Source organism: Photorhabdus sp. S10-54 (assembly GCF_963878145.1).
GTDB lineage: Bacteria > Pseudomonadota > Gammaproteobacteria > Enterobacterales > Enterobacteriaceae > Photorhabdus > Photorhabdus kayaii.
This window is the reverse complement of the sequence record NZ_CAWNXG010000001.1, coordinates 145,714-167,727: the sequence shown is the minus strand read 5'-3', so window position 1 is coordinate 167,727 and position 22,014 is coordinate 145,714. Positions and strand designations below refer to the sequence as shown.

Annotated in this window: 19 protein-coding genes; 9 read left to right on the top strand and 10 right to left on the bottom strand. The window is 41.9% G+C overall.

Annotated elements, in window-relative coordinates:
* Nucleotides 1-957, top strand: coding sequence for a hypothetical protein (locus AACQ83_RS00825; protein ID WP_112875831.1), 957 nt, complete (start codon nt 1-3; stop codon nt 955-957).
* Nucleotides 958-1,352: 395 nt separating this feature from the next.
* Here the strand turns inward: AACQ83_RS00825 and AACQ83_RS00820 are convergent, their stop codons facing one another.
* Entirely contained in the window at nt 1,353-2,216 is an 864-nt protein-coding gene (locus AACQ83_RS00820) for a helix-turn-helix domain-containing protein (protein ID WP_112875830.1), read from the bottom strand.
* 502 nt (nt 2,217-2,718) lie between these two features.
* Here AACQ83_RS00820 and xthA point away from each other — a divergent pair.
* The gene (xthA, locus tag AACQ83_RS00815) at nt 2,719-3,525 is read left to right on the top strand and encodes an exodeoxyribonuclease III (protein ID WP_112875829.1); all 807 of its coding nucleotides are present in this window, start codon (nt 2,719-2,721) and stop codon (nt 3,523-3,525) included.
* A gap of 59 nt (nt 3,526-3,584) precedes the next feature.
* Here the strand turns inward: xthA and AACQ83_RS00810 are convergent, their stop codons facing one another.
* From AACQ83_RS00810 to AACQ83_RS00800, 3 genes are read right to left on the bottom strand one after another with little or no spacing between them, the layout of a single operon-like run.
* Nucleotides 3,585-5,513, bottom strand: a complete 1,929-nt coding sequence (locus AACQ83_RS00810) for a DNA topoisomerase III (RefSeq protein ID WP_112875828.1) — start codon at nt 5,511-5,513, stop codon at nt 3,585-3,587.
* A 5-nt stretch (nt 5,514-5,518) separates the two neighbouring features.
* Nucleotides 5,519-6,562: a selenide, water dikinase SelD gene (gene selD / locus AACQ83_RS00805; RefSeq protein WP_112875827.1), complete on the bottom strand. Its 1,044-nt coding sequence runs from the start codon at nt 6,560-6,562 to the stop codon at nt 5,519-5,521.
* Nucleotides 6,563-6,574: 12 nt separating this feature from the next.
* Nucleotides 6,575-7,126, bottom strand: coding sequence for an NAD(P)H nitroreductase (locus AACQ83_RS00800; protein WP_112875826.1), 552 nt, complete (start codon nt 7,124-7,126; stop codon nt 6,575-6,577).
* Between the two features lie 170 nt (nt 7,127-7,296).
* On the opposite strand from AACQ83_RS00800, the gene sppA reads away from it, so the two are divergent.
* From sppA to pncA, 3 genes are all read left to right on the top strand, one after another.
* Nucleotides 7,297-9,162: a signal peptide peptidase SppA gene (gene sppA / locus AACQ83_RS00795; RefSeq protein ID WP_112875825.1), complete on the top strand. Its 1,866-nt coding sequence runs from the start codon at nt 7,297-7,299 to the stop codon at nt 9,160-9,162.
* 248 nt (nt 9,163-9,410) lie between these two features.
* Nucleotides 9,411-10,430 carry an asparaginase gene (gene ansA / locus AACQ83_RS00790; RefSeq protein ID WP_112875824.1) on the top strand — a complete coding sequence of 340 codons (1,020 nt, stop codon included), beginning with the start codon at nt 9,411-9,413 and terminating at the stop codon, nt 10,428-10,430.
* A 12-nt stretch (nt 10,431-10,442) separates the two neighbouring features.
* Nucleotides 10,443-11,081, top strand: coding sequence for a bifunctional nicotinamidase/pyrazinamidase (gene pncA, locus AACQ83_RS00785; RefSeq protein ID WP_112875823.1), 639 nt, complete (start codon nt 10,443-10,445; stop codon nt 11,079-11,081).
* Between the two features lie 63 nt (nt 11,082-11,144).
* Here the strand turns inward: pncA and AACQ83_RS00780 are convergent, their stop codons facing one another.
* Together AACQ83_RS00780 and msrB are read right to left on the bottom strand one after the other, a co-directional pair.
* Nucleotides 11,145-11,414, bottom strand: coding sequence for a YeaC family protein (locus AACQ83_RS00780; protein WP_112875822.1), 270 nt, complete (start codon nt 11,412-11,414; stop codon nt 11,145-11,147).
* An 82-nt stretch (nt 11,415-11,496) separates the two neighbouring features.
* A complete protein-coding gene (gene msrB / locus AACQ83_RS00775) occupies nt 11,497-11,907 on the bottom strand; it encodes a peptide-methionine (R)-S-oxide reductase MsrB (RefSeq protein ID WP_112875821.1) in 411 nt (136 codons plus the stop codon).
* 468 nt (nt 11,908-12,375) lie between these two features.
* Between msrB and gapA the strand changes: the two genes are divergently transcribed.
* Both gapA and AACQ83_RS00765 read left to right on the top strand, forming a co-directional pair.
* A complete protein-coding gene (gene gapA / locus AACQ83_RS00770) occupies nt 12,376-13,371 on the top strand; it encodes a glyceraldehyde-3-phosphate dehydrogenase (protein WP_112875820.1) in 996 nt (331 codons plus the stop codon).
* 128 nt (nt 13,372-13,499) lie between these two features.
* Nucleotides 13,500-14,378: a D-hexose-6-phosphate mutarotase gene (locus tag AACQ83_RS00765; protein ID WP_112875819.1), complete on the top strand. Its 879-nt coding sequence runs from the start codon at nt 13,500-13,502 to the stop codon at nt 14,376-14,378.
* Between the two features lie 80 nt (nt 14,379-14,458).
* Here the strand turns inward: AACQ83_RS00765 and AACQ83_RS00760 are convergent, their stop codons facing one another.
* From AACQ83_RS00760 to fadR, 4 genes are all read right to left on the bottom strand, one after another.
* Nucleotides 14,459-15,211 carry a MipA/OmpV family protein gene (locus tag AACQ83_RS00760; RefSeq protein WP_112875818.1) on the bottom strand — a complete coding sequence of 251 codons (753 nt, stop codon included), beginning with the start codon at nt 15,209-15,211 and terminating at the stop codon, nt 14,459-14,461.
* A gap of 325 nt (nt 15,212-15,536) precedes the next feature.
* The gene (gene dadX, locus AACQ83_RS00755; protein WP_112875817.1) at nt 15,537-16,661 is read right to left on the bottom strand and encodes a catabolic alanine racemase DadX; all 1,125 of its coding nucleotides are present in this window, start codon (nt 16,659-16,661) and stop codon (nt 15,537-15,539) included.
* Between the two features lie 6 nt (nt 16,662-16,667).
* Nucleotides 16,668-17,978, bottom strand: a complete 1,311-nt coding sequence (locus AACQ83_RS00750; protein ID WP_112875816.1) for a D-amino acid dehydrogenase — start codon at nt 17,976-17,978, stop codon at nt 16,668-16,670.
* 523 nt (nt 17,979-18,501) lie between these two features.
* The gene (gene fadR, locus AACQ83_RS00745) at nt 18,502-19,221 is read right to left on the bottom strand and encodes a fatty acid metabolism transcriptional regulator FadR (protein ID WP_112875815.1); all 720 of its coding nucleotides are present in this window, start codon (nt 19,219-19,221) and stop codon (nt 18,502-18,504) included.
* 347 nt (nt 19,222-19,568) lie between these two features.
* Here fadR and nhaB point away from each other — a divergent pair, with 347 nt between their 5' ends.
* Nucleotides 19,569-21,116, top strand: a complete 1,548-nt coding sequence (nhaB, locus tag AACQ83_RS00740; RefSeq protein ID WP_112875814.1) for a sodium/proton antiporter NhaB — start codon at nt 19,569-19,571, stop codon at nt 21,114-21,116.
* A gap of 153 nt (nt 21,117-21,269) precedes the next feature.
* Nucleotides 21,270-21,779, top strand: a complete 510-nt coding sequence (gene dsbB, locus AACQ83_RS00735; RefSeq protein WP_112875813.1) for a disulfide bond formation protein DsbB — start codon at nt 21,270-21,272, stop codon at nt 21,777-21,779.
* Nucleotides 21,780-22,014 lie beyond the last annotated feature (235 nt).

Genomic DNA, 22,014 nt, shown 5'->3' with positions numbered 1-22,014 from the left:
ATGGTGCTAAAACAACTCATCCCAGTTACTCTGATTTTTAGTTTATTGCCAACCGCAGCCCTCGCAGGAAAACCACAAAACTATCTCTACACTTCATCCGATGAGCTCGATCAATTACGTCCTCTGTTAGCACGTCAAGATATTGACGGTGTACAAGTTGTTTATAGCTGGAAACAATTGGAGGGTGCATCAGGGAAATATGATTTTTCCGCAATCGAAAAAGATTTGTCGTTGCTTGACAGAATAAAAAAGAAGCTGTTTATTCAGATCCAGGATCGCTTTTTTGAGAAAAATGCCCGCTATATTCCATTTTATCTCCAACAAGGCACAAAATACCAAGGCGGTTTAGTTGCTCAAGTTGATAATCCCGGTGAAGGCAAAGCACAAGGTTATGGTTGGGTTGCTATTCAGTGGAATACAGCGTTGCGCAAACGCTATCAGGATCTGCTTTCTGAGCTGGCAAAAGAGCTTGATGGTCGTATTACCGGGATTAATCTACCAGAAACCGCCGTTGATATTGACATGAAACAGGATAAGACCGGTTTTAGCTGTGACCGCTATTTTGCCGCCGAACTTGATAATATCAAATTTGCCCGCCAGGTATTTAAAAAATCCTACGTAGTACAATATGTTAATTTCTGGCCATGTGAATGGGATAACGATCATCAGTATATGTCTCGCTTTTTTAATTTCGCGTCGAAAAATAAGATCGGTCTCGGTGGCCCCGATATCGTGCCATATCAATCTGCTCAGATGAAAAACGCTTATCCCTTTTTCAATCGTTACAAAGGCAAACTGGATTTGGTGACAATGGCAGTTCAAGAACCAACACTGACCTACACCAACCCAAAAACTAAAAAACCCTTCACTAAGGAGGAGTTTACTAATTTTGCTGAAAACTACTTGGGGGCTAACATTATTTTTTGGAGTACCACAACACCATGGCTAAAGCAGTAAAGCAAAGGCCATGCAGATTTGTGCATGCACAATGGGCTGTGCCAAACACCAGACGAGGATGAATAGATAATGTCGAGCTTGTAGTACAAGTTGCTCCAAAAGGCGAGGAACAGTCCATTTTTCCTCACCACGACCAAACATTCACTCGGAATATTCAAATAAGAATTATATACCCGTTATCTTTCAAGTTGCCTCTTTGTTGGCTGCACTCACTCACCCCGGTCACATAGTTATCTATGCTCCCGGGGATTCGCTCCCTTGCCGTCGCGATGCATCTTGAAATCCATAGGGTATAAATATAAATTTATCATTTAGGTACAGTGAAAAATCTTTATGATTATCTCCACATAATAACAACGCGGAGCTTACAATAATCCTCTCCGCGTAGATAAATTTTAACTCATGTCATTAACTGAATCGATAAAACGATTAAGAACACTTGAGTGTGATTTAGACTTATAAATATAACATTGATTTGCTGCACCAGGTTTTTCAATGGGAACAAAACTCAAAGCATCTCCTCCTTCCAATTCATCAGGATGAGAATCTGTAATAAATATATAATCTCTGGAATAAATGAAATTCATGCAGCATCCCATATTATCCATCTGACGCATATTTACTTTTCCACCACTTTGAATAACTTCTTCTTCCAAGTTTTTAATGAAGCTACTTTTATAAAGTACAGGATCGCATAGCCAAGTATTACTCTTTAGTAATTGCATCACATCGCCATTAGCAATATCTAATAACTCTTTTCGGCAGCAAATTCCCAATTCAGGCCCTTTTATTTTGCGAATGAGAAGAAAACGGTCACTTAGTATCTTTTCTGAGCTCAGAATGAGCGTATTGCCGTCATAATCCACTATTTCTTCAATGTTATCATAACTAAACCGGAATATATTTACCTGTGAGCTATTTCTGTCAGCTGCCTTATATAAATAAATAAGATGTTTGTTTTTCCCCCAATCGTAATAAATATTAACTATGTTACATATACTACCACTGATATGTTTTTTAGTTATTTCTTTTTCTTGTAAATAAAGATCTTTAAGATCATTATATAATTCTAAACCATCTTTAGTCAGACTCATCCCAAATTTCTCCCTTTTGAAAAGGCGCTTCCCTAATGTTGCTTCGAAGTCTTTGATTGATTTAGCTACTGGAGGAGTTGTACGGTTCATCACTCTTGCCGCTTTACTTAAAGAACCATTTTCCACCACTGCCATGAATGCTTCTAATTTACGAGAAAAAAACATAATTCACCGTTCCTATATAACTTGTGGCTAAAATAATTTCTTTGAAATAGCCTTCACCAAATGACAGCTAAATCAAGTTTGATACTGTGAAGGCATAAATTTTGTACAAAAAAACAAATACTTCTCAAACATATACCACATAAAAAAAGCGTATGTTCAATACATAGGTGGCTCAATAAACTCTATTATTCATGTTTATCATGGTTCAAAAATTAATCTCAACCAATCAACCATTAGAAAATATAAACATTACTAACGAGCTCAATTTTCTATCAAAGATTAGGATAGGGTTCTACATTTTTCAGTAATCAATTTTTGTAACACTAGAGATAAAAACGGTCTAACAGAGGCTCTTTCTCACTACAAATTATTATATTTTTCACAACAAATTATAATATTAGGGGATCCGTTACTATTTCGTGCTGACCATTGTCAATAGTTACTTTTTAAGATCCATCTGTTATTATTGTTCCTGTGTCTTTTTACTGGATGGCTGTAAAAGATGAAATTTATCTCTTTTAATATTAATGGATTACGTGCCCGCCCCCATCAGTTAGCTGCGATCATCGAGCAACATCAACCCGACGTTATCGGTCTACAGGAAACAAAAGTCCATGATGACGCGTTTCCTTTAGGAGAGGTTGGGGAGCTTGGCTATCATGTATTTTATTACGGCCAGAAAGCCCATTACGGCGTTGCTCTGTTAACGCGCCAGAAGCCTCTTGCGGTGTATCGTGGTTTTCCAGGGGATGATGAAGATGCTCAACGCCGTGTTATCATGGCAGAAATGGAAACCCCACACGGGTTATTGACCGTTATTAATGGCTATTTCCCACAGGGAGAAAATCGTGAACATCCAGTGAAATTTCCGGCAAAAGAGAAATTTTATCAGGATCTGCAAAACTACCTGGAGCAAAACTTAACCCCTCAATCACAAGTGATTATCATGGGTGATATGAATATCAGCCCGACAGATATGGATATCGGAATTGGTGAAAACAACCAAAAACGCTGGTTAAAAACAGGTAAATGTTCTTTTCTGCCAGAAGAGAGAGATTGGATGGATCGCCTGAAAAATTGGGGTCTGGTTGATACATTCCGGCATCTCAATCCTGAATGTAATGACCAATTTTCCTGGTTTGATTATCGATCCAAAGGGTTTGATGATAACCGCGGATTGCGGATTGATTTACTGCTTGCAAGTAAACCCTTGGCAGAGCGCTGTATCGCAACAGGCATTGATTACAAAATCCGTGAGATGGAAAAACCGTCAGATCATGCCCCAGTTTGGGCAGAATTTGAAATTTGATATTCCGTTAACACCGAATATCAATCGTTTTTTTAAAATAATGCAATAATTGCTGCGCTCTATGGCGCAGCTGTTTTGGCATTTTTCGTTGCTTTTATTTTTTTCCCCTTTTTATCTTTCACTGGAAGTGGTGGTAAGTCACGAAAAGCAGTTAAATTACGGTTCTGTTTGGCCTGCAAAATTAATTGCTGCAATGTCTCCTCAAGTGGCCCCATGAAATCTTGATAGCGGAACTGTTTTTCACTGATTTGCGTTAACCGAGACTCCCAATGGGCGGTCATATCCGGTAAAGCGGCCATATCAGGCAATACATGGATCAATGCCCTACCCGCAGGTGTTGCATGAATATGACGCCCTTTTTTATAAAGAAACTCCCGTTTAAACAACAGTTCGATAATGCCAGCCCGCGTTGCTTCCGTTCCCAACCCATCTGTTGCACGAAGGACTTTTTTCAGCTCTTTATCCTGTACAAAACGGGCAATTCCGGTCATAGCAGAAAGGATAGACGCATCAGTAAATGGCTTTGGCGGTTGGGTTTGGCGCTCTACCACCTCTCCTCTTTCACACAATAATTCATCACCTTTAGCAACAACGGGTAATGGCGTTCCGTCATTCTCTTCATCACGCTCTTTATTACCAAGTAACGTTCTCCAACCTGCCTCAGCAAGAAAACGGGCTTTAGCAATAAATTTTCCACCCGCAATTTCCAATTCAATAACACATTTACGGAATATGGCATCCGGGAAAAATTGCATCAAATATTGTCGGGCAATCAAACCATAAATATTAGCCTCGTTATCCGTCAGATTTATATGGCTACTTCGAGCTGTAGGAATAATTGCATGGTGAGCATCAACCTTTTTATCGTCCCAACAACGATTCTTTCTATCTATTTCCAGTAACTCTTGTGGCAACAGATTTGTTGCGTGAATAGATATCGCATTAAGCACTGCATGACGACCAGCAAAGTGTTCATCCGGCAAATAACGGCAATCAGAACGGGGATAAGTAATTAGCTTATGTGTTTCATACAATCGCTGACAAATATCCAACACTTGCTGCGCATTTAGGCCAAAACGTTTAGCGGCTTCAATTTGCAAAGAAGATAATGAAAAGGGCAAAGGAGCGACTTCAGATTCCCGTTTATCCTGATAAGAGATCACATAGGCTGGTTGACCGGTTATTCTGGCAACAACATGTTCAGCCAGAGGCCGGTGTATCAATCGTCCTTCTTCATCTAAAAAATCGATACAAGATTCACTTGGTTGCCAGATAGCGATAAAACGTTCATCTTTCGGCGTAACAATATGCGCTTTTACCTCAAAAAAATCTTTGGGTACGAAATGCTCAATCTCTTCATCCCGGCGAACCACTAAACCCAAAACCGGCGTCTGAACTCGCCCAACTGATAATACCCCCTGATACCCCGCATTGCGGCCAAGCAAGGTATAAGCACGGGTCATATTAATGCCATAAAGCCAATCAGCCCTAGCTCTGGCGAGAGCTGAAACACATAGCGGAATAAAATCCCGGTTATCTCTTAACCGATCAACAGCTCTGGTTACCGCTTGTGGATTTAGATCACTTATCAAGCAGCGGCGAACATTTTTCCGCCTCACAGCATCCAGTTTCAAAAAATCCAAAACCTCATCCACCAACAGTTGCCCTTCCCGATCTGGGTCACCGGCATGCACTATTTCATCGGCTTTTTCCAACAATGTCTGGACAATGTTGAGCTGTTTCTCAACAGAAGGTCGCGGTTTTAACTGCCATTTTTCAGGAATGATTGGAAGATCAACCAATGACCAACGAGCAAAACGACTGTCATAGGCATCAGGTTCCGCCTGTTCCAGTAAGTGCCCAATACACCAAGTAACAAACTGGTTATCTCCACAAGCGATAAAGCCATCGCCACGGCGATGCGGTTTTGGTAGAACATCGGCAATCGCCCTGGCTAGACTTGGTTTTTCTGCAATAAAAAGCCGCATGGATATTATTCATTAACCTCAATGAGTACTCTGCCTGACTGTTGCTCAGACAATTCACCAATCGCGGTCAGTTCGATGCCATGACATTGTGCAATCGCTTTCACTTCATCTATAGCTTCTGGTAGAACAGCCAACAGCAGGCCACCGGATGTTTGCGGATCACATAACAGTTTGCGCTGAAGTTCTGTCATTTCACCAATAAGATGACCGTAACTATCAAAGTTACGCCCAGTTCCCCCCGGAACACAACCCTTTTCAATATAGGATCCTACTTCCGGCAGTTTAGGCACTTTTGCAAAATGGAGAGTTGCCTGAACCCCCGATCCTACACAAATTTCACTTAAATGCCCTAAAAGACCAAACCCGGTTACATCGGTCATTGCTGTAACGCCAGCCACCTCGGCAAAATCCATCCCCAAGTTATTTAAGCGGCACATGGTTTCTATCGCAATTCCCTGATGTTCAGGTAACAGCAAGCCTTTTTTCTCCGCCGTGGCCAATACGCCAATTCCAAGTGGCTTTGTCAGAAATAGCTGGCTTCCCGCTTTCGCGGCACTGTTCTGTTTCACTCGGCCAATATTAACGATACCGGTTACAGCCAAACCAAAAATAGGTTCAGGCGCATCAATAGAGTGCCCTCCCGCCAGTACAATCCCAGCCTCTTTACACGCAGCCCGGCCACCTTCAATCACCTTACGGGCAATTTCCGGCGCCAATTTATCAATAGGCCATGCCAAAATAGCTATCGCCATAATAGGTTTACCGCCCATCGCATAAATATCGCTGATAGCATTTGTGGCAGCAATGCGCCCAAAATCAAATGGATCATCGACAATCGGCATGAAAAAATCTGTCGTACTGATAATGCCGGTACCATTGCCAATATCATAAACCGCAGCATCATCACGGGTTTCATTACCAACCAGTAAGTGAGGATCAAGAAATTTTTCCTGCTCACTATGCAGAATGGTTTCCAAAACTTTTGGTGAAATTTTACAACCGCATCCAGCACCGTGGCTGTATTGGGTAAGACGAACTTCTGTTGACATAACAGACCCCGGTTACAAGTAGCTGACAAAATTGGTCATATCAGGCGCAGTAACCTTATTTGGTGCTTTTAGCGCAGGCGTTCCAAGGTAGAGAAAACCCACTATTTTGTCATGTTCATGACAACCCAAACCGGCACGCACGGTATTATCATCAGTCCATGAACCCGTACGCCAGATACCACCAAACCCTTGAGCCACAGCAGCCATTTGCATCGCATGCACCGCACAACCAGCTGAAACCACCTGCTCCCATTCAGGTATTTTGGAATTCTCAGCCACTTTTGCAATAACAGCGATGATTAATGGTGCACGATAAGGCGCATTTTTCGCTTTTTCTTCCGCCTCAGCACCAAGCTGACTATCAATGGCTGCTTGATGGAGTAATCGACTGAATCGCTCAATTCCTTCATCCTGCATGACAATAAAGTGCCACGGACGTAATGCGCCATGATCAGGTGCTCTCATTGCCGCCGCCAGAATATGCTGTAATGCTTCACCTTGAGGTGCGGGGGTTGTTAAACGTGATACTGAACGTCTGTTCAACAAAAGTTCTAGTGCATCCATCTTTTCTCTCCTAAGTAATGTATTTTGGTATAAGCTAACATTTTCTGTTTATTTGTTAACAAATAAAAGCCCTAAAGCCGTCTTTTCAGGCAATATGCCACTATTTGAAGCTGACATTTACATGCCTGATCATTAGGATAGCTTCACTTGATCCTATTTTTGGAGATGATATGCGTATTTTATGGAAGTTGATCGCAAGATTATTTAAATGGAGTTGGCGACTATTAAATTTTATTCGAGAAGTCATTTCAAACCTGATTTTTATCATGCTAATTCTGATTGTGGTTGGTGGTTTTCTGATTTACCAACAGACAAACAAAACGGCAGATAGTTATCAAGGAGCATTATATGTCAATCTCACCGGTATCATTGTGGATCAGGTCTCCAGCCGTACTCCATTGACTCAATTAGGCCGTGAGTTGTTTGGTACATCCAGCAATAAATTCCAGGAAAACTCCCTGTTTGATATTATTGATAGCATTCGCCAAGCAAAAACCGATAACAAAATCACCGGTCTGGTGCTGAAACTTGATGATTTCATCGGCGCCGACCAGCCATCTATGCAGTATATCGGTAAGGCAATTAATGAGTTTAAAGCTTCCGGTAAACCGGTTTATGCTATCAGTGATAGTTATAATCAATCACAATATTATCTGGCTACCTTTGCCGATAAAATCTATCTATCGCCACAAGGAACGGTTGGCCTTTATGGCTATTCAACCAATAACCTGTATTACAAATCCCTGTTGGATTCACTGAAAGTCACCGCGCATATTTTCCGCGTCGGGACGTATAAATCAGCCGTTGAACCGGTTATGCGTGATGATATGTCTCCCGCTGCCCGCGAAGCTGATAGCCGTTGGATCAACGGTCTGTGGGATAACTACCTCAATACTGTCGCTGCCAACCGCAAGCTTTCTGTTCATCAAGTATTCCCAGGCGCTGATGAGATGATTGCTAACTTACGTGCTGTTGGCGGAGACAATGCGCAATATGCACTTAAATACAAACTGGTCGATTATGTTGCGCCACGCAATGTCATTGAAAATGATATGACAAAAGCCTTTGGTTGGGACGAGAAAAACCGTCACTTCAATGCTATCAGCATTTATGATTATGCACCGCAATTAGTAGAAGGCAGGTTATCATCTAAAGGTAATATCGCCGTTATTGTCGCACAAGGTGCAATCATCGATGGGCAGCAGACTCAAGGTATGGTTGGCGGTGACACGACCGCCGCGCAAATCCGTCAAGCTCGTCTGGATGATAATATCAAAGCCGTTATTCTGCGGGTAAACAGCCCTGGTGGCAGTGTGAGTGCTTCTGATGTTATCCGCACTGAACTGGCTGCGCTACGTGCAACGAATAAACCTGTGGTGGTTTCTATGGGGGGAATGGCCGCGTCCGGTGGCTATTGGATCTCTACCCCGGCTAATTACATCATCGCAAACCAAAGTACGTTGACGGGTTCTATCGGTATCTTCGGTGTCATTACCACTTATGAAAACAGTCTGGAACATATTGGTATCCACACCGATGGCGTTTCTACCACACCACTCGCGGGCATTTCTGTTACTAAAGGACTCAGCAAAGAGTTCTCAGCACTGATGCAACTTAATATTGAGAACGGCTATAACAACTTTATTGGCCTTGTTGCTGCTTCACGCCATAAAACACGTGAAGAAGTCGATAAAATTGCTCAGGGGCATGTGTGGACGGGTAATGATGCGAAAACCAATGGATTGGTCGACCAATTAGGGGATTTCGATGATGCGGTCACCAAAGCGGCTGAATTGGCGAAATTGGATAACCCTGAGCTTGACTGGATGCAACCTGAAATGTCATTCAGTGAGTTGCTGATGAACCAGTTGACAACAACCGCACAGGCTATCGTGCCGGAAGCAGTTCAAGCCTGGCTACCCGCTCCATTGGTGCAGGTAGCTCAGGAAGTGAAACAACAGAGTGAGTTCTATCGCCATCTGAATGATCCACAAAATCGTTATGCATTCTGTTTAAATTGCGGAGATGTTCGCTAAACAACCTATACCCAATGGATTTCAAGATGCATCGCGACGGCAAGGGAGTGAATCCCCGGGAGCATAGGTAACTATGTGACCGGGGTGAGCGAGTGCAGCCAACAAAGAGGCAACTTGAAAGATAACAGGTATAACAATGCATGATTCTAGTAATAACTCGATTAATTTAGCCTGACAGATGCCCTGTCAGGCTTTTTTTATTCTGCAATACTCCTATAATCCTGCTGATCTTTTTATGAGGTACAGTCATGCAGAAGAAATCTATTTATGTCGTCTATACTGGTGGAACCATTGGGATGCAACGCTCATCTCAGGGATACATCCCCGTTTCCGGGCATTTACAACGCCAATTAACAAAGATGCCCGAATTTCATCGACCGGAGATGCCGACATTCACCATCCGTGAACATCAACCATTGATCGATTCTTCTGATATGACTCCAGAAGACTGGCAATTTATCGCTGATGATATCCGAGAAAATTACCATGATTATGATGGGTTCGTGATCCTGCATGGCACGGATACAATGGCATTTACGGCATCGGCCCTCTCCTTTATGTTTGAGAATCTGGGTAAACCAGTCATTGTCACCGGGTCACAAATCCCATTGGAAGCACTGCGCTCTGATGGGCAGACAAACTTGTTGAATGCGCTTTATCTTGCCGCTAATTACCCGGTTAACGAGGTCAGCCTGTTTTTCAATAATAAACTGTTTCGTGGGAACCGGACCGTCAAAGCACATGCCGACGGTTTCGATGCTTTTGCTTCACCAAACTGTTCTCCATTAATGGAAGCCGGTATTAATATTAAAACCTTCAATACAGATTCCACCTTTGCTAGTCACGGTAAATTTATTACCCATCAGATTACCCCTCAGCCCATTGGCGTAATCACCATTTATCCCGGCCTTTCCAGTCAGATTGTGAATAATATTTTGATGCAACCAGTTAAGGCTCTCATCCTGCGCTCATATGGCGTCGGAAACGCACCTCAACACCCTGAATTATTAAAAGAGCTAAAACAGGCAACAGAGAGAGGGATCGTGGTCGTTAATTTGACTCAATGCATTTCTGGCCGAGTAAATATGGAAGGGTATGCAACGGGCCATGCTCTGGCTGAAGCGGGGGTGATAAGCGGCTACGATATGACTTTTGAAGCAACTTTAACCAAGTTGCACTATTTACTCAGTCAACCCTATGGCAATGAAAAAATTCGTTATTTAATGCAACAAAATTTACGTGGTGAATTAAGTTATGCTGATAAATAATCAAGGAAAGAGATGAAAACGACCCTATTACTTATTGATCTACAGAACGACTTCTGTACCGGCGGTGCTTTAGCCGTAGAAGAGAGTGAACAAGTCATTGCTGCGGCAAATCAGGCGATTGCTATTTGTCTGAAACACAATATCAGCATTATTGCCAGCCAAGACTGGCATCCTGCTGAACATATGAGCTTTGCCGTAAATTCCGGCCAGAAGATCGGCAATATCGGTCTATTAAACGGTATTCCACAAGTATGGTGGCCGGTACACTGCGTTCAAAGTCAGCATGGCGCTGATTTCCATCCACAGCTAAACAAGCAAGCAATTGTTGAAATTTTCCACAAAGGAGAAAATCCACAGATCGATAGTTACAGTGCTTTCTTTGACAACGGCCATCAGAATAAAACCCGACTTGATGACTGGTTACAAACACAGCAAATTGAACGCCTGTTTATTATTGGGATTGCCACTGACTATTGTGTGAAATTTACCGCGCTAGATGCGCTGGCATTAGGTTATGAAACCTGGGTCATTACGGATGGCTGTCGAGGGGTTAACCTTAGTCCAAATGATAGCCAATCAGCCTTCAAAGAGCTAAAAGAGCAAGGCGCTATATTGATAGAACTTGATCAACTAGAAGATGCTCTTCTCTGATATCAATCCAAGGTCAGGCTGAGTCTTACACACTCAGCCTTTTCATATCTAATTTGCCAAAGATTATGGCTTGAATGTTGCCACCATTTTAGACTGAAAGATCGCTTTCAGTTCTTGTTTACTCTTCATCACCAACTGACCATCAGTACCAATCGTCATATGCTGCGGATCATGGTTATGCCTTGATTGCCATAGCATAATCATTTGCAAACTATGCTCTTTCTGTTCTACCGTTAAAGGCACACCATCCTGCCATTTACCCAGTTCTACTGCCTGAACCAGGCGTTGATATATTTCTGGTGTCATTACAGATAACAGATCATCCAGTTCCATTGATATTTCCTCATTATTTTCCAGAATTAGCTGAAACGATTTTTTACGTAAACTAAGATTATGTCCGCAATAATAAAAACGATTAACCTACTGTTTTTTCGCCTGTATTTTCATCAGTAAAGCTTAATGCAACCGAGTTGATACAAAAACGCTCTCCTGTCGGCTGCGGTCCATCAGGGAACACATGCCCCAAATGAGCATTACAATGACCGCAACGAACCTCAATACGATGCATATTGTGACTATCATCATCAAGATACTGCACTGCATCATGAGTGGCAGGCTGGTAAAAACTCGGCCAGCCACAACCAGAATCAAATTTAGTGTCGGACATAAATAACGGCTGCTCGCAGCACAAACAATGATACACGCCACTTTTCTTATTATGTAGCAATTTCCCTGAAAATGGCGGCTCTGTCCCGGCATTCTGGGTTACGTGACGCTGAATATCAGTTAGTTCTTTATAAAGGGAAACATCAGGATTCTTAGTCATAACGACCACCTTAATAATAAGACTCATGTTCTCAATAAAATTGATTAATAATAACAAAAAATTAACATTACATCAGTGGAATTTATTTTAAGTGGTTAACTGAATCTGTCTATACCCTATGGATTTCAAGATGGATCGCGACGGCAAGGGAGCGAATCCCCGGGAGTATAGGTAACTATGTGACTGGGGTGAGTGAATGCAGCCAACAAAGAGGCAACTTGAAAGATAACGGGTATATCCTACTATTTGTGATGTGACTCGCATATCTAACCAATTAACTTTCAATATCTGTCTGCACCTTGATAATGATGGGCGGCTCGATTGCCAGTACCCTATAGCAAGCGTCTAAATGATGAACTCAAAGCTAATGTTTTTCAGCTATTGACACGATTCCGCTTGACGGCTGGCAAGGTTTTGGTAACTTTAGTAATAATTTTTAATTCACTAAAAAATAGCTGGTGGAACACTATGACTATCAAAGTAGGTATCAACGGTTTTGGTCGTATTGGCCGTATTGTTTTCCGTGCTGCACAAGAACGTTCAGACATCGAAATCGTTGCAATCAACGATTTGCTCGACGCCGAATACATGGCTTACATGCTGAAATACGATTCAACTCACGGTCGCTTCAACGGCACTGTTGAAGTAAAAGACGGCCGCCTGATTGTTAACGGCAAAGCTATCCGCGTTACAGCAGAAAGAGATCCAGCTAACCTGAAATGGAATGAAGTAGGTGTTGATGTTGTTGCAGAAGCAACAGGTATCTTCCTGACTGACGAAACTGCACGTAAGCACATTGCCGCTGGTGCGAAAAAAGTTGTTCTGACCGGCCCATCCAAAGATGACACGCCTATGTTTGTTATGGGAGTTAATCACAAAACTTATGCAGGCCAAGAGATCGTTTCCAATGCTTCCTGTACCACTAACTGTCTGGCACCGCTGGCTAAAGTTATCAATGATAAATTCCGCATTGTTGAAGGTCTGATGACCACTGTTCACGCAACAACGGCAACTCAGAAAACAGTTGACGGTCCTTCTGCGAAAGATTGGCGTGGTGGTCGTGGCGCTGCTCAGAATATTATCCCATCATCTACCGGCGCAGCTAAAGCTGTGGGTAAAGTTATCCCTGAACTAAATGGTAAGCTGACTGGCATGGCTTTCCGCGTTCCTACTCCTAACGTATCTGTTGTTGACCTGACTGTACGTCTGGAAAAACCAGCGACTTATCAACAAATCTGCGATGCAATCAAAGATGCGGCTGAAGGTGAACTGAAAGGCGTTCTGGGTTACACCGAAGATGATGTCGTATCTAACGATTTCAATGGCGAAAAACTGACTTCTGTATTTGACGCAAAAGCAGGTATCGCTCTGAACGACAACTTTGTAAAACTGGTTTCCTGGTACGACAACGAAACCGGTTACTCTAACAAAGTTCTGGATCTGATTGCTCATATCTCCAAATAACTGAGTAATTACTTTGTCTGAAAAGAGCTGCCTTCCCCCGGCAGCTCTTTTGTTTCAATCTGTGTACAACATGCGTTATTCTTGGGCTATTGCCATTAGCCCGGCTTTGGTTCTACAAGGTTATACGGATGAACGATAAAATCTTTTCATTACCGGTTGCAGAACAGATTTCTCCTGCTATTAGTCAACGAAATATAGATGGCTTTCCACTGATAGTCGTCTCTCATCCTAAAGTTCGTGGTGCAATCAGCTTACAAGGGGCGCACCTTATCGCCTGGCAACCCAGTGGTGAAGAACCGGGGTTATGGCTGAGCAAGAAAACCGCATTTGCAGCAGGTACCGCTATCCGCGGTGGTATACCTATTTGTTGGCCTTGGTTTGGTGTCTCAAGAGCACCAAGTCATGGCTTTGCCAGAATTCTTCCTTGGGAATTTAGCGCACATAATGAACATGAAAATGGCGTCATATTAACTTTCACACTGAAAGACAATGAATATACCCATAAATTGTGGCCTTATGACTTTACCTTGATTGCCCGTTTCAAACTGTGTGAAACCTGTGAAGTGGAGCTAGAAACCTATGGTGATTATCAAGCAACTTGTGCCCTGCACACTTATCTAAATATAGGCGATATTAATCAGGTTTCGATTAGCGGTTTAGGTAAACATTTTATTGATACGGTTGCTGACAAAGAGCAACACATCACAGCAGAGCATCTTATTTTCAATGGTCGCACTGATCGCATTTATACCGAGCCGGAAGATTTCAATTTGATAAGGGATAAATCGCTGAAACGGACTATTGAAATTCACCATTATCATCACAGTGATGTTGTATGCTGGAATCCAGGTGCCCAATTGTCAAACAGTATGAAAGATATGTGCAATGAAGGTTATAAAAATATGATTTGTGTAGAAACAGCTCGCATCAATAAGCCACTAATCTCTAAAGATGATAGCCCAGCCCATATTTCGGTGTTAATCCGTTGCCGGAAAGACTACCAATAAATATATCACTCATTCACATTAAAAAGACTGAATACTATCCCATGAATTCAGTCTCTATTCGATATTATCGCCGTGAGTAATTAAAAACTATATGTAACACCTGTCCAAACAATACTTGAATATGACTTATTAACCATTGGGCTATCTTTAATTTCACTCGGTAAACGCTCAACGCGCCCCATCATAAATACAGACCATTCCTGGTTAAATTTATAATTAGCAGATAATTCCAGATAGGGAGTCCAACTATCATCTGGCGTATATTTTTCTAGTCCGCTATGGCGTGATTCACTATCTTTAATACCATATTCATAACGATTTTGTTTTTTACTATTCCAAACCACACCTAATCCTGGTTGTAATGACCAATCATCACTTTTAAATTCATATAAATAAGCCAGGTCAATCGTTATGCCTTTACTTTTACCCAAAGTATCCGCAGCAAAAGTGCTACGCAACGTTCCCCAATCTTCAATATGACGATAGCTAAAACCCCCCATCATGGTATCATCGCGACGATCCAGCTTTTTCATCTGCTTATCTTCATTATCTTTTGGGCGAAAATTTTGAGGATAGTAATAGACATCTAAAGATAGCTGATCTTTTGGTTCATTCCACAAATAATACCCAGCGGCTAAAGTATGAAAATAGAAATTGTCACTTTCATAATTAACCATTGGAACAAACAACACTTTATCTTTATTCTTTACCCCTTTATAAGGTGATGCCTCAGCCAAAACAGAGGCACCAATTGACCACTGCCCCGCATAAGCCAAAGATGAAGAAAGACAAAAAGTGACGACTGTGGCTAAAACTTTAGCTTTGTTGATCATGATTAACTATTTCCTTTAAAACAATTATGCGATTAGCTATATCAAGTGTAAAAGATCATCTCCCTTATTTCCAAGTAATAACGTCCTATTTTGCCTTAAAAAGCACGATATGTTTAGTACCCGCCTAATTATTCTGACAAAAATAGGCAGATTATAGAAAACAAAGATATATTAATTTAGCGAAAACGGTAACTTATTTCCTGTAATAATACCAGAAACTAACGACTATTTAACACGCTACCTGGTATTTAACGACATATATACCCGTTATCTTTCAAGTTGCCTCTTTGTTGGCTGCACTCGCTCACCCCGGTCACATAGTTTGCTATGCTCCCGGGGATTCTCTCCCTTGCCGTCGCGAAGCATCTTGAAATCCATTGGGTATAGATACCGGGACCCGATCTGCCAATGCGCACAATAATTCATAGCCAATTGTTCCAGAGCTCTCCGCCACATCATCCACCGGCAAATTTTGCCCCCACAATTCAACAGAACTACCAATTTGGGCCTGCGGACAAGGCGTTAAATCCACCGACAACATGTCCATTGATACTGTACCTAATACTTGAGTCTTAACGCCATCAACAATAATCGGTGTTCCTGTCATTGCACGACGGGGATAACCATCAGCATAACCACAGGCAACGGTACCGACTCGCATAGGGCCTGACGCGGTATATTTACTGCCATAACCAATTTTATCTCCTGCCTTGAGATTCTGAATAGCAATAATCTCACTTTGCAGACTCATCACTGCTTTCAACCCGATATCGGCAATATCTTTCCACTTTCCACTCGGTGAGGCACCATAAAGCACGATACCGGGACGTACCCAATCTCTATGAGTTTGTGGATACCACAAAGAAGCAGCTGAATTAGCCAAACACTGAGAAATATCCAATTCCTGATTGACCGAATTAATAACGTCAAGTTGTTCAGTAACGCCAATCTCCTTATTATCCGCATTCGCAAAATGTGACATTAATGTTATTTTCCCAATTTGCCGGATACCTCTTGCTAATGATAAAACCACGCTATATTGATTCGCAGGAAATCCCAATCGATTCATACCGCTATTGAGTTTGAGATAAATATTGATGGGTCTACTCAAATTGGCCGCTTCTATTGCTTCAAGTTGCCAATGGCTGTGCACTACCGTTGTCAACTGATATTCATCAATTATTGGCAAATCTTCGGGTTTGAAAAACCCTTCCAATAGCAAGATTGGCCCCTGCCACCCCTGCTCCCGCAATAAAATCGCTTCATCAAAATCAAGTAAAGCAAATCCATCAGCCTGATCGAGATGCCGCCATATACAACGCAAACCATGCCCATAAGCATTTGCTTTAACAACCGCCCAAATTTTACTATTACCGACCCTATTACGAATAATCGCCAAATTATTTTCCAATGCATCAAGATGGATCGTTGCCGAAATCGGACGTGGCATATTATATTAGCCTCTCAGTTCAGTGTGTAATTGATGGCTAAATGGCACCAATTTTGTATTAAAACCATTAATATAACGAAATACTGATAAATCATCAGATGCAATGGCAGGCTTTTTACCCGAAATAATATCAGCCAGTAACTGACTAGAACCGCATGCCATTGTCCATCCCAATGTACCATGCCCGGTATTTAGATAGAGATTGTGATATTCAGTCGGACCAACAATTGGCGTACCATCTGGTGTCATTGGACGTAATCCTGTCCAAAAATGAGTCTGAGTAATATCGCCACCGCCTGGATAAAGGTCTTGCACCACCATTTTCAATGTTTCATAACGTGCTTTAAGCAGATTCAAATTGAAACCGACAACTTCTGCCATTCCACCCACACGAATACGGTTATCAAACCGGGTAATCGCAATTTTGTATGTTTCATCCAATGCAGTAGATACCGGAGCCCGTTGTGCATCGACAATAGGCATAGTTAATGAATAACCTTTCAGTGGATATACTGGAATTTTGACAAGACCTTTCAGTAATTCAGTGGAATAAGCGCCCATTGCAACAACATAGTTGTCTGCTGTCATAACACCATCTTCGCACTGGACGCCGGTAATCCGATGCCCTTCCACCAATAACTGTTTGACCTGTTTATTAAACAGAAACGTTACGCCTGCCGCTTCTGCCATTTTTGCCAACTCTTTAGTAAAAAGCTGACAATCACCCGTTTCGTCGTTCGGTAATTGTAAGCCCCCCGTCAGTTTGTAAGCGACATGTGCTAATGCCGGCTCTACTGTCGCTAGCTTATCTGCCGTTAATAAATTGTAAGGAACACCTTCCTGTTCAAGAACGGCGATGTCATTCACGGCATTATCAAACTGCTTATTGGTGCGGAATAACTGAAGCGTGCCCCCCTGCCGCCCTTCGTATTGAATACCCGTATCTGCCCTCAATTGTTTGATACAGTCACGACTGTACTCTGCCAGTCGTACCATCCGGCTCTTATTTATCGCATAGTGACTTGCATCACAATTACGCAGCATCTGCCACATCCAGCGTAACTGAAACAGCGATCCATCCGGGCGAATAGCCAATGGAGCATGACGTTGAAACATCCATTTAATCGCTTTCAATGGAATACCCGGCGCTCCCCATGGGGTCGCGTATCCCGGCGAGATCTGCCCGGCATTAGCCGCACTGGTTTCTTCAGCAGCACTTCCCTGGCGATCAATGACAGTGACTTCATGACCTTGCTGTACCAAATACCAGGCACTGGTTACACCAATAACACCACTACCTAAAACAAGGATTCTCATCATGGCCCCCGGACGATTTAAAATTTTAGGCAAGCATAATATGCTGATTATAAAAAACCAATATAGAACAATCATCGGTCACGTCAATAATCTACATTTATGATTTAGGTCACAATTAGATTACATTTATGCAACAGACTTATTTGTGATTTATACATACCCAACTTATGAAAATTAATATTAAAATCATAAAATTAAGATAATAATGACGATATGAACCACATGCTAATTATTTCATATCAAGTCATTATTCTGAGTTTTTCGGTGAAAAAAATGAATCAATTAAACAACCACAAGATACCAATAACCATCAATTAATCGAAATAAAAACCCAAATAAAAACCAAAAAATCAGAATAACATTCTGAAATAGAGACATTAACGATTAGCTTGAGATTGAATGAGAAAAAAGAAACAAAACGCCCGGTACAAAGCATTCTGCACCGGGTCAATTCAAAATAATTTTGATTTGAAACTACTAGATCGGATAAGGCCTGGAATTAAGTAAAAATACTAACGAGATATCAGCGACGCACTTCAGACAAATCACTTGGCATCGTACTTTGCATACTGTGCCAAATGACACCGCTATCTTTACCATAGTTACGTACACATTCCATGACGTTATCGTAAGATTTATCACGACATAATATCACCAGTTGCTGATAAAAATTCAGCGCCAATTTACGCGCCTCAGGATTAGAGAAGTAATAACGCCCTATACGGGTATATAACCCTTTCAACCCATTGATAATAAGGCCGTAAATTGGATTACCTGAAGCAAAAGCTAAACCACGGAAAATATCATAATCTAGCATACTAAATGAATCTGAGTTATCTTCCACATGCTCTTTTTCTGCCAGTACTTCCAATGATTTCCCCGGATTATGCTTAAAAGCCGTGCGAATAAATATCGCCGCAATATTCGTTCTCACCGCCAGTAGGTTATCAATCAACTCAGGAACGCGATCGTGATCAAGACGGGCCAGAGTCTCTAAAATATTAAGACCCGATGTTTCCCAAAAGTTATTCACTTTTGTTGGTTTGCCATGCTGAATTGTTAACCATCCATCACGTGCCAAACGCTGCAATACTTCACGCAGGGTGGTCCTTGTCACACCAATTAACTCAGATAATTCACGTTCTGCCGGAAGAATGGAGCCTGGAGGAAAACGGCCGTTCCATATACTCTCAATAATATACTCTTCCGCAAAACCTGCGGGACTTTGAGCCTTAATGACCATATTTTTATTATTCCAACGTGATTTTTTCAACTAATAATAGATGAAATTATATCAGAATACGCAACTTCAATATAGCTATACCCGTTATCTTTCAAGTTGCCTCTTTGTTGGCTGCACTCGCTCACCCCGGTCACATAGTTTGCTATGCTCCCGGGGATTCTCTCCCTTGCCGTCGCGATGCATCTTGAAATCCATTGGGTATATGTAGTCTAGAAAGCGTAAAGGCGACCATGAAAAAAAGCGTACTAATGCTTAATTATACCTCATTTCCCTTAAAACATTCTGTATTAAAGCGTATTATTGTTTAAAGAACACAATTTTACGAATTTAGAGGAACTTTAATTGCAATGGAAACCAGTATCCTAAAAACAGCGGTAAAAAACTTTCTCGGCAACTCGCCAGATTGGTATAAGCTCGCTATCATCATCTTTCTCATCACCAACCCATTAATATTCTTCTTTATTAATCCATTTGTCGCAGGCTGGCTGCTTGTTATCGAATTTATCTTTACTTTAGCAATGGCACTTAAATGTTACCCGCTACAACCGGGTGGCCTGTTAGCAATTGAAGCGGTCATTATCGGCATGACCTCACCTCAACAAGTTGGTCATGAAATTGCTAATAACTTGGAAGTTGTACTGTTGCTGATATTTATGGTCGCAGGAATTTACTTTATGAAGCAATTACTATTATTTGCTTTCACTAAACTCCTGCTCTCCATAAAATCTAAGCGTATGCTTGCCTTAGCATTCTGCCTAGCCAGCGCATTCCTGTCAGCATTTCTTGATGCCCTGACCGTTATCGCGGTAGTTATTAGTGTTTCCCTTGGTTTCTACTCTATCTACAACAACTTCATTACGGATCAGCATGATGTAATTAACGCTAAATATGAAAATGATGCTGATATAGCAAAAAAGAAACAAACTCTTGAACAGTTTCGCGCTTTTTTGCGCAGTCTGATGATGCATGCAGGTATAGGTACTGCACTCGGTGGTGTAATGACGATGGTAGGAGAACCACAAAATCTGATTATCGCCAAAAACGTTAATTGGGATTTTGTCACCTTCTTTATTCGCATGGCGCCAATTACCCTACCTGTCTTTCTCTGCGGGCTGCTAGTCTGTTTTCTGGTCGAACACTTTAAATTGTTCGGTTATGGTACAGAATTGCCAGAACGCGTCCGACAGGTATTGGAAGATTACGATAAAAAAACCAGCGCAAAACGAACACGTAAAGAAAAAGCACAGCTTATTGCTCAAGCGCTAATAGGTATATGGCTCATTGTCGCGCTGGCATTTCATCTGGCAGAAGTTGGTCTAATTGGCCTTTCAGTCATCATTCTAACCACGTCGTTCTGTGGTATTACCGAAGAACATGCACTGGGTAAAGCATTTGAAGAGGCACTACCGTTCACGGCATTACTGACTGTATTCTTTTCTATCGTTGCAGTCATTGTTGACCAGCAACTGTTTACGCCATTTATTCAGTTCGTATTACAGGTTTCTGAAACTTCTCAACTTTCCCTGTTCTATCTGTTTAATGGCCTGCTTTCATCAGTATCAGATAACGTGTTTGTCGGTACGGTTTATATCAATGAAGCAAGAGCTGCTATGCAAGAGGGCCTGATTTCACATAAACAATTTGAATATCTGGCTGTTGCGATTAATACCGGCACTAACCTGCCTTCCGTTGCAACACCTAACGGACAAGCCGCATTTCTGTTCTTGTTGACTTCGACATTATCACCATTGATTCGTTTATCTTATGGCCGCATGGTGATAATGGCATTACCTTATACCATTGTCATGACGCTGGTCGGTTTGCTGTGTGTAGAATTTCTGCTAATTCCAGTCACTGACATGATGGTTCATTGGGGCTTAATTGCTTTGCCATAACCAACCAATGCCGTATTGAGCAATGATTACGCTCAATACGGTTTTATTTTTCCTCGAAAAAACCAGATTGACCTTAATTGACTTTTTTTGTTACCTGTAAATCGGCAAAATAGGCGCTCAATTGTTTATCTTAATCTGCATGGAAAAACGGAAATGATGCGATTTTTGAACCACTGTTCTCAAGGACGAAGCGCATGGCTGTTAATGATTTTGACAGCCCTGATACTAGAAAGCTCGGCATTATATTTTCAACATGCGATGAAATTACAACCCTGCGTGATGTGTATTTATGAACGGGTTGCTCTGTTTGGTGTGTTGGGCGCTGGGATATTAGGTGTAATCGCACCAAAAACGCCGTTACGCTGGCTGGCTATTATTTTGTGGGCCTACAGTGCCTGGAGTGGCCTGCAACTCGCATGGGAACATACTATGATGCAGTTGCACCCTTCTCCATTTAATACCTGTGATTTCTTCGTAAACTTCCCTTCATGGTTGGCGTTAAACCAATGGCTTCCTTCTGTATTCGAAGCTACAGGTGATTGTTCAGTAAGACAGTGGCAATTCCTGACATTAGAGATGCCACAATGGCTGGTGGGTATTTTTGCCGCTTATCTGGTTATTGCTACGCTCGTATTAATCAGCCAATTTTTTATTCGTAAATAACTACCAACTCAGACAGGTGAAAATGATTGTCTTATGAATCAAATATATACCCTATGGATTTCAAGATGCATCGAGACGGCAAGGGAGTGAATCCCCGGGAGCATAGCAAACTATGTGACCGGGGTGAACGAGTGCAGCCAACAAAGAGGCAACTTGAAAGATAACGGGTATAGTCGCAGAATCATGCCTAAGGTTGCCTATAACCGGATATCCGAACGGCATGTTCCTGCTTGCT